The following is a 14,467-nucleotide window of genomic DNA, read 5'->3' on the forward strand; positions in this document are numbered from 1 at the left end:
ATATATGATTTATATCAAGGGACGTGATAAAAATAAAAATGTATCGGACAAAAAAAGAAATGATTTACCAGATTCTTAGAGAAGAAATCCTAAACGGTAAATATAAATTTGGGGAAAAGTTAGTCATTAGCAGACTTGCCATTAGGTTTGAAAGCAGCGAAATCCCTGTCCGTGAAGCTATTAATCTATTAGAATCTGAAAAGTTAATAGAGTTCAAACCCCATGTGGGTGCTTTGGTTAGTACATTATCGGCTAAGGATATTCGGGAGATTTTTGAATTGCGTGTAGAATTGGAAGGGCTTGCAACGAGATTAGCGGTAGAAGCGTTGACGGAAGAAAACTTTTCAGAACTTAGAAAGATACTGGATGATTCCGTTCAAGCTTTTAAGGATAAGGATTATATCCGATTTGAAGAATTAAACGTAGCATTTCATAACAAAATTTATTCTGCTTGTAATAATCAGCTCTTAATTCGTACCATTGATGATCTGTGGAGCAACACCAAAAGATATCCTTCATTATTTAAAGGAAATGATGAACATATTCAGGCTTCAATCCATGAACATGAAGATATCTACAGGGCTTTATTGCGAAAAGACGGTATGCTTTCAGAAAGCTATATGATTAAACATAAAACACGTGCTGGTAGAGAAATCCTTCGGTTAACGCAACAAGAATTTTATGATAAACTCCATGATCGTCTTATTCCTAAGTCGAGCAATAGTATTTAATCATTATTTTTAGATTGGAAACAAAAGAAATATATTCGGTTTGCAAAAAATGATCTAAACTAATCGTCTTGAAAGGAGGCGAATAATGAACATAAATATTGAAAAGATTGACTAATTTCTCAATCCAAATTTTCAAAAAGCTGTAAGTGGGAGCTATTGTTCTTACTAATGATTTAATTCTAAATGAGAAACGCAACAAGGAATCGGAGTTCCAGTGCAGGAACAACCGATAAACACTTTAAATAAATTGACGAAGGGATTAAATATATAATGAAAATAGTGCAATTTTTAGAAAGCGGTACCAAATCATACGGGGTGCTGAAAGAAGAGGTCGTCGTAAAAATTGAGGGAGACATTTTTGGTGAATACTTGGAGACAGAAGAAAGATACTCTCTTTCCGATGTAAAGCTACTCGCTCCGGTCGATCCAGGTAAAGTTGTAGCAATTGGTCTGAATTACAAAAAACACGCAGAAGAAGTGAATAAACCACTTCCCTCAGAACCTATGATGTTTTTGGTATCCCCAACTGCCGTTATAGGACCAGGTGAGACAGTTGAACTTGTTAACCCTGAAAATCGTAATGATCATGAAGCTGAGATTGCAGTTGTTATTGGAAAAACTGCAGAAAATGTAAGTGTCGATGAAGCACTTCAATATGTATTAGGCTACACAATCTGTAATGATATTTCGGATAGAGCACTTCAAAAGTTCGATGGGCAGTTTACAAGAGCAAAAAGTTTTTCAACCTATAAGCCACTTGGACCAGTCATTGTCACCGATATCAATCCGGATGACCGATCGATTACATTAAGGGTAAACGGTGAGGTAAGGCAAGATTCAAATACTAGTGATATGATCTTCTCGACAGCCGAGATAATTTCATTTGTTTCTAACGTTATGAGACTTAATCCGGGGGATGTCATTATTACTGGGACACCATCTGGTGTATCACCGCTTTATGATGGTGACACGGTAGAGGTGGAAATCGAAGGGATAGGAGTTCTATCAAATCCAGTAGCTGTTAAGAAAAGTGTAGCTTTACAAAACTAATAAGGATTAAAGGGGAATTGCTTATGAAAAAGAGAAAATTGATGCTTCCATTCATGGCGGCTGCATTAGCAATAGGACTTTCTGGTTGTGCGAGTAACCAGGCAGGTGAAAAAACGAAGGTTGCTAGTGGTTCTGCAAAATCTGATTACCCGACAAGAGCAATCGAGATGATTGTCCCATTTGCTCCTGGGGGAACGACTGACAGTGCTGCAAGGGCAATTGCCAGTGTGGCAAACAAATACCTTCCAAACGGGCAAACTGTATCTGTCGTGAATAAGGACGGAGGAGCGGGAACAATCGGGATGAATGAAGTAGCCCAGGCAAAAGGAGATGGATATACCATCGGAATGGCTACAAGTGGTCCTATGACAATCAAAACCCATTCAAAAGAAGTAACTTATCAGCCTGAAAAATTCAAACCAATCATGCAAGTTGTCGCGACACCAAACGTGCTAGTCGTAAAATCTGATTCGAAAATAGAGACCTTCGAAGATTGGATGGAGTATGTAAAGGAGAACCCTAATAAATTTACATACGGCACTAGTGGTGCTGGCTTGACACAGCATATCACGATGGAAAATCTTATGACAAAAACGGATGTAAAGGTTAAACACGTTCCATTCCAAGGAGGAGCACCTGCTCTAACTGCTCTGCTTGGAGGTAATCTTGAAGGCGCACTTGTACAGACTCCCGAAGCAATTCCATATATAGAGGAAGGAACTCTTCGTCCAATCTGGATTTCAGGGACATTCAAGCCTGAGGAATTGAAGGATATTCCCCTTCTTACGGAAAAAGGCATTGATGTTAAACCTGACGTTTGGACAGGTCTTGTAGCTCCGTCATCTGTTCCAGATGAAGTGGTGAAGGTGCTCCATGATGCATTCAAACAAGCATTAGAAGACCCTGGTGTGATTGAACAGTTAAAGAAAATAGGAACAGAACCGGTGTACAAGAGTTCTGAGGAATTTAAGAAAATAATCGAAGATGACTATCGAATAAACGGGGAAGTTCTTGAATCTATTGGTCTAAAATAATAACTAAGTAAGGTGGGCGGGTTATTCCCGCTCTCCCTGTCTTATAAATGGGGTGACAAGATGCGAAACGCAGGTGTTTTAGCAGCAATCCTGATCATTATTTTTTCAAGCTTTTTTCTATACCATAGCACTACCTTGGATTATACAGGTCCACTTGGCTTAGGTCCCGGTTTTTTCCCACTTTGGTTAAGTATCCTCCTTTTGTTCCTTTCAATCATATATCTGATGATGAGTTTTAAAGAGGTCATTGATATACGCGAAATTTTGCCAAAGGGAAAGTCATTGCTGGATTTCACGTTTATTCTCCTTTCCATGATCTTGTTTATCCTTTTAATAGAAAGAACAGGATTCGTCATCGCAGGAACGGTTTCCTTGATTGTACTTTTGTTTCGCACGTTTAAGTGGTATTTCACTCTTTCATTGTCCGTTGGAATCTCGCTTGCGATATTTATTATTTTCGCAAAAGGGTTGTCGATTCCATTCCCGGTCAATTCATTTGGGTGGTAAGGGGAGGAATTTATGGAGACGTTTGGTCTGTTATTGAATGGTTTTTCTAATGCACTAACATGGGAAAACCTATTGTTTTGTATAATTGGGGTATCGGTTGGAATGTTTGTAGGCGTTATGCCGGGATTAGGGCCAGTTGCGGGGACAGCGATACTTATTCCTCTCACCTTTGGCATGGATCCGACATCGGCAATCATTATGCTATCTGGAATTTACTACGGGGCAATGTACGGAGGTACGATTACATCTGTCCTAATTAATATCCCAGGTGAGGCAGCAAGTGTTATCACCTGTATCGACGGTCATCAGCTTGCAAAGCAGGGAAGAGCGGGCGTCGCCCTGGGTGTTGCCGCTATTGGTTCATTCGTAGGTGGAATTACCGCACTTATTGGACTTGCTTTTATTGGACCGCCTCTTGCAAATTTTGCTTTGAGATTCGGTCCACCTGAGTTCTTTGCACTCATGATTCTTGGTCTAATGATGCTGATTGGACTTATGGGAAAGTCTCTTGTAAAAGGTTTCATTGCCGCAGTTTTTGGTTTATTACTTGCTTTTGTTGGGATTGACCCGATTTCTGGAAGTTCCCGTTTCACTTTCGGCATCCCTGAGCTCTTTAGCGGGGTCGACTTTGTTATTGTGGCAATGGGGCTTTTTGGAATTTCTGAGATACTTTATAACGCTGATCAAGGGCAAACGGCAGAAAAACCCGCGAGAGTCAAAGGATTATTCCCACGTCGGGATGAATGGGGAGCTACCATAAAATCGATTGGGAGAGGAACAGGACTTGGAGTTTTAATCGGACTTGTACCTGGAGCAAACGCAGTGCTTTCATCCCTTGCCTCCTATTCTCTTGAAAAGAAGATCTCAAAAAAACCTGAGTCTTTTGGAAAAGGGGCTATTGAAGGGGTAGCGGGGCCGGAAACGGCAAACAATGCGACTAGTGGAAGTGCGCTTATCCCACTTTTTACTTTAGGTCTTCCTAGCTCTCCAACAGTTGCTGTTATACTTGGAGCATTTATCATGCACGGTCTTCAACCAGGTCCAAAGATTTTTAGGGAGAATTCAGACTTTGTATGGGCGGTAATTGCAAGTATGTTCATCGGGAATGTGATCCTTCTTATCATGAACCTTCCACTTGCAAATCTCTGGGCAAAAGTGGCGCAGGTCCCATATAAGATTCTTCTTCCGTTAATCATGATGTTCACGATGGTTGGTGCTTATACGGTAAAAAATAGTGTATTTGATATCGGACTAATGTTGATTTTTGGAGTTATTGGCTACTTCATGAAAAAGCTTGATATACCAATTGCGGCAACCGTTCTAACGCTTGTACTCGGAAGTCAAATTGAATCTTCTTTTCTGCAATCGATGGCCATCTCGGATGGAAATGCTGGAATCTTCTTCACAAGGCCGATTTCGGCTATCTTAATAGTCCTTACTGTCATTATCTTCCTTGGGACGATAATTGCAGGGATTAAGAACAAAAAGAGTATGTTGGGCACCGATATGGAAATATAGGGGGAGATTCTATTGAAACTGGAGGGAAAGGTATCCCTAATCACGGGTTCTGCCCGTGGGCTTGGCTATATTATGGCTTTGCATCTGCTAAGGGAAGGTGCAGTTGTAGTAATCAATGATATTGATGAAGAATCAGTAAAAGAAGCTCTTACTTCTTTGAAAAAAGAAGGATATGAGGCCTTCGGGTTTGCTGCAGATGTTACGAATAAAGCGCAAGTTAATAGTATGGTTAATTATGTAATAGAAACATTCGGAAAAATAGATGTTTTAGTTAACAACGCTGGCGGGGCTCTTCGGACTCCTAAAAGGTTTGAAGAGATCACGGAGGAACATTGGGATCTCGTCCTTGATGTCAATTTAAAGGGAACATTCCTTGTCTCACAAGCAGTTGTTTCCTATATGAAAGAAAATGGGGGAAGCATAATCAATCTCTCATCCATTGGAGGAAGGACTGCAAGTATTGTAACAGGCGTCTCTTATGCGGCAGCAAAGGCAGGCGTCGTTGGCTTTACCAGAAGGCTCGCAAAAGAATTAGGTCCTTTTGGAATCCGTGTGAACGCTATAGCTCCAGGTCTTGTCCTATCGGGAGAACGCCTGCAAGAGACGTGGGACACAATGGTAGAGGTTGAAAAGGAGGAAGTTCTTGATGCTATCCCATTAAGGCGCCTAGGAACCATAGATGAACAGGCGAAGGTGGTCAGTTTCCTTGCGAGTGATGAATCAACTTATATGACTGGTGCTGTACTCGACGTAAACGGTGGTCGTTTCATGGGTTAAATTATTTAAAAGGTATTGAAGCCCCCTAAAAAGTATTTTATAATATTATTTAATAATATTAATTTTCAGACTGGGGGGTTTTCATGGATACAAAAGATACAGTCCTGGTCACAGGCTTTGCACAAGGACCAAAAGGAACTACTGTTTATGAAACTTACAAGACAATAGGCGTTGTTCTCGTCATCAATACCAAAACAGGTGTGATTGAAGACGCGCAATTCACAGTAATTACCCAGTTAATGAATACTTATCTAAGTACCCTTGTTAAGGGATATGATACAAAACAGGGGATACAGCCTTTATTAGAAGATGTAAAGAAACATTGTTTTGCTCCTTCACAGGGGGCGGTAATTCAATCCATCCGTTCGGCATGGGACAGGTATAATGAAATAAGACAGGTACAATTGTCAAAATAACTGGTTATCTATGGGGATAGTTAAAAGCTGTCTCTTGAAGTAGGTAAAACCCAGTAACAGGAGATGACATCTCTTTGTTGCTGGGTTTTTTTATTTGTTTGAAAGGGGCGATAGTATGAAAGCGATTTTGATTGAGGATGAGACAAAAGATTTGTATATAGGAGAACATGGAGATCCAATTATTGGAGACGATGATTTGCGTGTAAGAGTGATGGCAACCGCCTTGAATCGGGCAGACCTCTTGCAGCGGAGGGGAAAATATCCACCTCCTTTAGGTGAGTCAGAAATTCTTGGCCTTGAAATTGCAGGAATCGTTGAGGAAACAGGAAAGAATGTGTCTGGCATTAAACAGGGTGATTGTATATATGCACTTCTCCCAGGAGGGGGATATGCAGAAAAGGCAAGGGTTCCTGCTGGTCTTGCTATTCCAATTCCTGATGGCCTCTCATTTGAGGAAGCGGCAGCAATTCCTGAGGCATTCCTTACAGCATACCTGAATCTTTTTGAACTTGGAAAAATGAAACAGGGTGATTTCGTCCTGATCCATGCAGCGGCAAGCGGGGTGGGGACTGCAGCTGTCCAGCTTGCACGAGAGGCAGGGGCCATTCCGATTGCTACGGCCGGCAGCAGCAAGAAACTCGAGGTTTGTCAAAGGTTAGGTGCAGAGTACGTTATCAATTACCATGAGGAATCATTTTCTGAAAGGGTGAGGGAAATTACTGATGGTAAGGGCGTAGATGTAATCCTTGATCCTGTTGGTGCTTCTTATTGGGATGAAAACCTTGAATCCATCTCCCTGGATGGAAGATGGGTTGTAATTGGCGGAATGGGTGGTTACGAAATCGAAAAGCTAAACCTGCGTACCTTGATGAGGAAAAGGGTATCCCTAATTGGCTCGACGCTTAGATCACGGACCATGGATGATAAAATTCGTCTGACAGATGCTTTTAGAAAGTTCGCAGAGAATCGGTTCAAAAATGGAGGGCTATTACCTGTAATCGATAGGGTATTCGATTGGGAACAGGCGAACGAGGCTCATCTATATATGGAACAAAACAAAAATATCGGAAAAATTATTCTAAAAATAAATGAGGGGGAATCGAAGTGAAAATTGATTTAGAAGTGAATAAAGAGAAAAATGAAAAAAGAACATTAAAATGCATCATCGACACCGACGTCCATCATGAGATTAAATCGACAAGGGATCTTCTTCCATACCTTTCAGACCACTGGAAAAGATACATTCGGGATTATGGATGGGTTCCTGAAAGAAGCATTCCATTTAATCAAATTAGGAAAGAGACCAAATACAGGATGGATACAAGGCCAAGTGACGGTTCTACGCCAGGTTCAGACTATAATCTTTTAAAAGAACAACTCCTTGATAAACACAATATGACCTATGCAGTGTTAACAGGTTGGTTCTATGAGGCAAGCGTAGCAAAGGGTTGGTACGAGTTTGCTGCGGCAAGGGCTTCTGCCTATAACGACTATACTATTGAGAATTGGCTAGCAAAGGATAAAAGATTACTAGGCAGCATCACTATTCCACAGGACCCTGTTGCTGCTGTAAGGGAAATCGAGCGCGTTGCAGATCACCCACAAATGGTCCAAGTCATGCTGCCTATAGCTGATTTTGCTTGGGGAGACCCGATGTACCATCCAATTTTTGAAGCGGCGAACAGACATGGATTGAAGGTTGCAATGCACCTCTCAGCGTCAATTACAGCTCAGGGTGGCGATTTTCTTCGATATTATGTGGCGTGGCGCTCTGTACATCCGCAAGCTTATATGACTCAAACCATCTCCCTAATTACAAACGGAGTATTTGATAAATTCCCAGAGCTTCAGGTGGCCTTAGTAGAGGGAGGCTTCGAATGGGTGCCATTTATGATGCACAGGATGGATTCTGCTTATAAAGCATTAAGGGCTGAAACTCCTTGGGTTAAGAGAATGCCGAGCGATTACTTCCGTGATAATATGAGGTTCACGACACAGCCATGGGATGATTTAACCCCAAAGGAATTCATGAACATTATTGATATGATGGGGTCAGAAGATATGATTATGTTTGCTTCCGACTATCCTCATTGGGACTTCGATCCACCAGAAAGAACAATACCAGGCGGAGTATCTGAAACACTTAAGAATAAAATCTTATTTGAGAACGCTCGTAATTTTTATGGGCTATAGGATAAGAAGGAAGGGTGAAGATGATGAAATACCAGGTATGTAGTATAGGTGATCTTGAGAAGAACGGAAAGTATCCTTTTACGTTAAATGGCAAAGGAATTGTCCTTGTCCAATCAGAGGATGGAGGAGTATATGCTCTACGTGATGTTTGCCCTCATAAAGGCCCATGCCTTTCAGATGGAATGATAGACAAAGGATGCTCATCAAATGAGGTAGGGGAATATATCTTTGAAAAGGAAAAAGAAGTCTTACGATGCCCTTGGCATAGTTGGGAGTTTGATATTAAGACAGGCAAATCCCTTTTCGCACCAGATAAAATTAAAGTAAAAACATACGAAGTATTAGTTGAAGATGGTTTGGTTTTTATTAATGCATAAATAGGGCAGGGCAGTTATTTGCTGCCCCTTGTAATCTATGAAGAAGGAAGGCATAAAATATGGAGTTTAAAGTATCAACACTTAGTGAATTTTCGAACAATGTCCTAATGAAGGCGGGGGTTCCATCCTATGAGGCTGATACAATTACAAGAACAATGATTGAAGCGGATTCAAGGGGAATACACAGTCATGGTCTGATGAGGCTTCCTATATATATTGAACGGATGCAGAAAGGATTCATCAGAACAGAGTCCAAAATCACTGTGGAAAAAGAAAACAAAGGGACAGCGGTCATTGACGGACACTTTTCGGCTGGCCAAGTAGTTGCCACAAAAGCCATGGATATGGCTATCGAAAAAGCAAACGAATACGGGATTGCTGCCGTTTCGGTTAAGAATTCAAACCATTTTGGAATTGCCGCTCACTATGCATTGAAGGCTACTGAAAAGGATATGATTGCTATTGTCATGAGCAATACAGCTCCTCTAATGCCTCCTACTGGGGGGGCTGAAAAGGTCTTGGGAAACAATCCTCTAGCTATAGCAGCGCCATCAAGTGGGAATAATCCTGTCCTTTTAGACATGGCCTTATCGAATGTGGCACTTGGAAAAGTCTTGTTTGCTAAAAATAATGGAGTCGAAATCCCAGAAGGGTGGGGTACTGATAAAAACGGTATTCCAACAACAGACCCTGCGTCTGTTTTAGATGGGGGATTTATCCTGCCAGTAGGAGGGCCGAAAGGATTTGGGCTAGCCCTAATGGTAGAATTGTTAACTGGAGTCTTGTCAGGCGGAGATTTCTCAAAGATGATCCCAAGTATGTACGATACTACTAAAAAACAAAGCATATCGCATTTAATGATTACAATAAATATCTCATCATTCATGGATGTGAGATCATTTAAAGACTTAAGTGAAACACTAGGATCATATGTAAAAAATGCTCTAAAGGCTCCGGGAGTTTCCCAACTGTTTCTCCCTGGAGAAATTGAGTTTGGTGTCGAGGAAAAGCGGTTAAAATCAGGAATACCTTTATCAGATGGGGTACTTGAGGACCTAGCAAAACTGGCTAATACAATGAATGTGGCACCTTTAGCTGAAAAAAATATCATAATATAATACATGTAAATTGAGAATGGACGACAATGAAACTATGAATCTAAGACCATTTGCAGAAGTGGTATACATTTTTTGAGTCACTAAGGTGGCTCTTTTTTGGTTTTAAGCGAGAGGTTGTGGATTGAAAGCCCTTTATTTTCAAGTTTATAGGAGAATGAAGGTACTCCATTAGCAATGGACGCACGATAATTTCTAGAAATAGGTAAAACGGTGGTGCTCCAACTGCATTGGAAGTACACCTCCTTCCAGTTATTAGGGAAATGGGGGTACTCCAGCACCATTGGAGATACACAACTTTCCAGTTAATAGGAGATTGAAGGTGCTCTTGTCTACATTTTCAAATAGAAGAGGGAATCAAATTCCACTTCCCACCAATTTTTGACCAATTTTTGATAAAAATGTGGCAAAAATGGTAACTTCACGTAACTTCACTAATTTGTGAAATATTTCACATGACAATAAACCCTACCTATTGTATGATGATGTTGTAAGGAAGTTTGCTCAGTGGTGAGCAAGCCAAACCATAACTTAGTCAAAAATAGATAAAAAACCTTGTAATGGAGGTAATTGATAATGAAAGCATGGACTGGTTTTAAAGAAGGAAAATGGCAAAAGGAAATTGATGTACGTGATTTTATACTAGAGAATTTCTCATCATATATTGGCGATGATGCATTTTTAGAGGGACCAACTGAAGAAACAAATGCGCTTTGGGAACAGGTCTTGGAATTAACAAAACAGGAACGTGATAATGGTGGAGTACTTGATATGGATACAAAAATTGTATCTACGATTACTTCACATGGCCCTGGTTACCTTGATCAGGAAAAGGAAAAAGTGGTTGGTTTCCAAACAGATAAACCATTTAAACGCTCTCTTCAGCCGCTTGGCGGTATTAGAATGGCAGTCGATTCTGCTAGTGCCTATGGATTTGAAATAGATGAAGAGATTGTGAAGATTTTTACTGAGTATCGGAAAACGCATAACCAAGGTGTGTTCGATGCTTATACACCAGAAATGAGACTTGCGAGAAAAGCGGGAATCATTACCGGACTTCCTGATGCATATGGTCGTGGAAGGATCATTGGAGATTATCGAAGAGTGGCTCTTTACGGGGTAAACCGTCTGATCGAAGATAAAAAGAAGGACCTGGATGAAACCGGAAATGGAGCCATGTTAGATGACATTATTCGTGACAGGGAAGAGCTTTCTGAGCAAATTCGTGCTCTCCAGGAATTGAAGGAACTAGCAGCTTCCTATGGGTATGACATTTCAGATCCTGCAACAAATGCAAAAGAAGCATTTCAATGGCTATATTTTGCATATCTAGCTGCTATAAAAGAACAAAATGGAGCTGCGATGAGTTTAGGACGTGTGTCTACATTCCTAGATATCTATATCGAAAGAGATTTAGCAAACGGAATTTTATCTGAGCAAGAGGCACAGGAAATTGTTGACCATTTTGTGATGAAACTACGACTCGTTAAGTTTGCAAGAACACCAGATTACAATGAACTATTTAGTGGCGACCCAACTTGGGTGACTGAATCACTAGCGGGTGTTGCGCTGGATGGTCGTCCATTAGTTACGAAAAACTCTTACCGGTTCTTGCATACACTAGACAATCTAGGACCTGCACCAGAGCCTAACTTAACTGTCCTTTGGTCTGTGAAACTACCTGAAAACTATAAGAAGTACTGTGCAAAAATGTCTATAAAAACAAGCTCAATTCAATATGAAAATGATGATATTATGCGTGAAACATATGGAGATGACTACGGTATCGCATGTTGCGTGTCTGCCATGGCAATCGGCAAGCAAATGCAATTTTTCGGAGCAAGAGCGAACCTAGCAAAAGCTTTACTCTACGCAATCAATGGCGGTATCGACGAAAAGTTAAAAACTCAAGTGGGTCCAAGTTACGCACCGATTACTGCTGAGTATTTGGACTATGAGGAAGTCCTTCAAAAATATGATGTAATGCTTGAATGGCTTGCAGGGCTTTATGTAAACACATTAAATATTATTCACTACATGCATGATAAATACAGCTATGAACGTTTGGAAATGGCACTGCATGACCGTGAAATTTTACGTACCATGGCATGTGGAATTGCAGGGCTATCTGTTGTCGCGGATTCACTCAGTGCAATCAAACATGCAAAGGTAAAAACGATTAGAGATGAAAATGGCATTGTTGTAGATTACGAGGTTGAAGGGGACTTCCCGAAATACGGAAACAATGATGATCGTGTTGATGAAATTGCGGTTGAGCTTGTGAAACGCTTTATGAATAAGATTAAAAAGCATAAAACATATCGCAATTCTGTTCACACTCAATCTATTTTAACGATCACATCTAATGTCGTGTATGGGAAAAAGACGGGTAATACACCTGATGGCCGTAAATCAGGAGAACCGTTCGCACCAGGTGCAAACCCACTTCATGGCCGTGACACAAAGGGTACACTTGCATCATTAAGCTCTGTTGCGAAGCTGCCTTATGAATATGCCTTAGATGGAATTTCTAATACTTTCTCTATTGTTCCAAAAGCTCTAGGTAGAGAGGAAGAAGCAAGAATCAGCAATCTAGCAGGCTTGCTTGATGGATATGCAATGAATAAAGGACATCATCTAAATGTGAACGTGTTTGATCGCGAAACATTAATGGACGCAATGGAACATCCTGAGTTATACCCACAATTAACAATTCGAGTATCAGGATACGCCGTGAATTTTATCAAATTAACAAGAGAGCAACAAATTGATGTGATAAACCGAACATTCCACGAAAGTATGTAATTAATGTAAAAAAGAGGAGGACGAAAAGCATGAACGGACGCATTCATTCCATAGAGACCTGTGGAACGGTAGATGGACCAGGACTACGTTATGTCATTTTCACTCAGGGGTGTTTGCTCCGTTGCCAGTTTTGTCATAACCCGGATACTTGGAAATTAAATATGGGGAAGGAAATGAGTGTTTCAGAGATTATCAATGATATCAAAACGTATCTTCCCTTTTTCCAAGCATCAGGTGGCGGAGTTACTGTGAGTGGTGGTGAACCGTTGTTGCAACTTGATTTTTTAATTGAGCTTTTTAAAGAATGCAAGAAGCTTGGGATTCACACCACAATCGATAGCTCTGGTGGATGCTTTACTCGTTCTCTGCAATTCATGGAGCGATTAGAGGAACTGCTCACGCTAACCGATCTGATTTTACTAGATATTAAGGAAATCGATTCAGCGAAGCATAAGGAATTAACGGGCATGAGCAATGAACATATTCTGGATTTCGCTCAGTATTTATCAGATAAAAATGTTCCCGTTTGGATTCGCCATGTGTTAGTTCCAACAATAAGCGATAACGATGAGGACCTTACAAAACTATCAGAGTTTATAAAAACGCTAAAAAACGTGAAAAAAATCGAAATTCTCCCGTATCACAAGCTCGGTATTTACAAATGGGAAAGTCTTGGTCTTGAATATAAATTAAAAGATGTCGAACCTCCAACCGTAGAGCGAGTCAAAAACGCGGAAAGAATACTAATTGGATAAAAACGCAAAGAGCATGAAATCATTTGTTGAATTTCATGCTCTTTTTTGTGCCTCGTCCACTTGTCACGAATGAAGGAAATATGGAAGATGAAACGAATTGTAGTAAAGGATATAAAATTTTTAAAAAAGATTGAAACAAATTTGAAGTTGAAACGACTTATTCTTGATTGGGGGCGAGGCATTGGAGAATATGTCATTAGATATAGAAAAAATCTACGACATGTATTACCGGGACGTCTATCACTTTGCATTGTTTTACACAAACAACCGTCAGGAGGCAGAAGACATCACTCAGGAAACCTTTATAAAAATTATGAAAAATATCGGTAGCCTGCAAAATCCAGAGCGAATGAAGACATGGATTTTTTCGATAGCAAAGCATACGGCAATTGATCTAAAAAGAAAACAAAAGTTTATTCAATTCCTTCCAGATTGGATTTACGAAAAGGAGTCTGAAGAAGCAACACCTGAAAAGAAGGTCATCCAAAAGAAGGAATGGGAAGAACTACAAAAAGCACTGATAAAATTAAAGCCTACCCATAGGTCCGTGGTCATTTTACGAGGATTAAAAGAGTTGTCTATTAAAGAAACGGCTGAAATCATGGGATGTAGCGAAAGAAAAGTGCGCGTCGACTATCACAGAGCCATTCAACAAATGAAAAAGCATGTTCAAGTACATGAGGAAGGGTGGGGACTCAATGAAAAATCAAAATAATGATAAATGGTTACAACCCCTAAAGGATCGTCCTGACCTTGAACCCAATCCAGTTTTTGCAAAAGAGCTTAGAGAAACGCTAACAGAAAAAAAGATGATAAAAAGACGAGATTTTTCTTGGCTTAAATTGTGGCTGCCATTAGCAATGGCTGTTATGTTGTTCTCCATCATATCCATGTCCTTTGTGACGAGTCATCAGGAACAAGGACAGCAGCCAGTCGAAACAGAGGAACCGACCAATGGAGTTAATCCAGATTTTGACGCACTATTGGCTGAGAATCCTGCGTACCAACAAATTTATGATTCGGTCTTAAAAGTAACCACAATAGAAGAAGCTAGTAAACAGGTTGTTAATTTTTTTGAGGCATTACGTGTGGAAGATAAGGCATTTCTTAAGAAAAATGTGTTTTTTGTGGCAAACCCGGAAAAAGAAGTTGAGGCATTAATTGATTTCTACCAGGGGATTGATGTTAG

The 14,467-nt window shown here is 40.4% G+C and carries 15 protein-coding genes; all 15 read left to right on the forward strand.

Going from position 1 to position 14,467, the window contains the following annotated elements:
* The first annotated feature begins 38 nt into the window (after positions 1-38).
* Positions 39-731 (forward strand): GntR family transcriptional regulator, encoded by a 693-nt coding sequence (locus V7147_RS03270; RefSeq protein WP_335366431.1) that lies wholly within the window; start codon positions 39-41, stop codon positions 729-731.
* Positions 732-1,001: 270 nt separating this feature from the next.
* Entirely contained in the window at positions 1,002-1,781 is a 780-nt protein-coding gene (locus tag V7147_RS03275) for a fumarylacetoacetate hydrolase family protein (protein ID WP_335366432.1), read from the forward strand.
* 23 nt (positions 1,782-1,804) lie between these two features.
* Positions 1,805-2,815, forward strand: coding sequence for a Bug family tripartite tricarboxylate transporter substrate binding protein (locus V7147_RS03280; protein WP_335366433.1), 1,011 nt, complete (start codon positions 1,805-1,807; stop codon positions 2,813-2,815).
* A gap of 60 nt (positions 2,816-2,875) precedes the next feature.
* The gene (locus V7147_RS03285) at positions 2,876-3,322 is read left to right on the forward strand and encodes a tripartite tricarboxylate transporter TctB family protein (protein ID WP_335366434.1); all 447 of its coding nucleotides are present in this window, start codon (positions 2,876-2,878) and stop codon (positions 3,320-3,322) included.
* Positions 3,323-3,334: 12 nt separating this feature from the next.
* On the forward strand, positions 3,335-4,840 hold the full coding sequence (locus V7147_RS03290; RefSeq protein WP_335366435.1) for a tripartite tricarboxylate transporter permease: 1,506 nt from the start codon (positions 3,335-3,337) through the stop codon (positions 4,838-4,840).
* A gap of 12 nt (positions 4,841-4,852) precedes the next feature.
* The gene (locus tag V7147_RS03295) at positions 4,853-5,617 is read left to right on the forward strand and encodes an SDR family NAD(P)-dependent oxidoreductase (protein ID WP_335366436.1); all 765 of its coding nucleotides are present in this window, start codon (positions 4,853-4,855) and stop codon (positions 5,615-5,617) included.
* 83 nt (positions 5,618-5,700) lie between these two features.
* Positions 5,701-6,033, forward strand: a complete 333-nt coding sequence (locus V7147_RS03300; RefSeq protein ID WP_335366437.1) for a DUF3870 domain-containing protein — start codon at positions 5,701-5,703, stop codon at positions 6,031-6,033.
* 115 nt (positions 6,034-6,148) lie between these two features.
* A complete protein-coding gene (locus V7147_RS03305; RefSeq protein WP_335366438.1) occupies positions 6,149-7,141 on the forward strand; it encodes an NAD(P)H-quinone oxidoreductase in 993 nt (330 codons plus the stop codon).
* On the forward strand, positions 7,138-8,226 hold the full coding sequence (locus V7147_RS03310) for an amidohydrolase family protein (protein WP_335366439.1): 1,089 nt from the start codon (positions 7,138-7,140) through the stop codon (positions 8,224-8,226). Before V7147_RS03305 ends, V7147_RS03310 begins: the two co-directional genes overlap by 4 nt.
* A 20-nt stretch (positions 8,227-8,246) precedes the next feature.
* The gene (locus tag V7147_RS03315; protein ID WP_335366440.1) at positions 8,247-8,603 is read left to right on the forward strand and encodes a Rieske (2Fe-2S) protein; all 357 of its coding nucleotides are present in this window, start codon (positions 8,247-8,249) and stop codon (positions 8,601-8,603) included.
* A 59-nt stretch (positions 8,604-8,662) separates the two neighbouring features.
* Positions 8,663-9,721 carry an Ldh family oxidoreductase gene (locus V7147_RS03320; protein ID WP_335366441.1) on the forward strand — a complete coding sequence of 353 codons (1,059 nt, stop codon included), beginning with the start codon at positions 8,663-8,665 and terminating at the stop codon, positions 9,719-9,721.
* A 573-nt stretch (positions 9,722-10,294) separates the two neighbouring features.
* Complete coding sequence (pflB, locus tag V7147_RS03325; RefSeq protein ID WP_335366442.1) at positions 10,295-12,523, forward strand: formate C-acetyltransferase; 2,229 nt, start codon at positions 10,295-10,297, stop codon at positions 12,521-12,523.
* 29 nt (positions 12,524-12,552) lie between these two features.
* Positions 12,553-13,278: a pyruvate formate-lyase-activating protein gene (gene pflA / locus V7147_RS03330; RefSeq protein ID WP_335366443.1), complete on the forward strand. Its 726-nt coding sequence runs from the start codon at positions 12,553-12,555 to the stop codon at positions 13,276-13,278.
* Positions 13,279-13,468: 190 nt separating this feature from the next.
* Positions 13,469-13,993, forward strand: a complete 525-nt coding sequence (locus V7147_RS03335; protein WP_335366483.1) for an RNA polymerase sigma factor — start codon at positions 13,469-13,471, stop codon at positions 13,991-13,993.
* Positions 13,977-14,467, forward strand: a 491-nt coding sequence (locus V7147_RS03340) for a hypothetical protein (RefSeq protein WP_335366444.1), incomplete at its 3' end; no start/stop codon positions are given. The genes V7147_RS03335 and V7147_RS03340, both read left to right, overlap by 17 nt.

This window comes from Bacillus sp. JJ1521, assembly GCF_036965165.1.
Classification (GTDB): Bacteria; Bacillota; Bacilli; order Bacillales; family Bacillaceae_L; genus Ferdinandcohnia.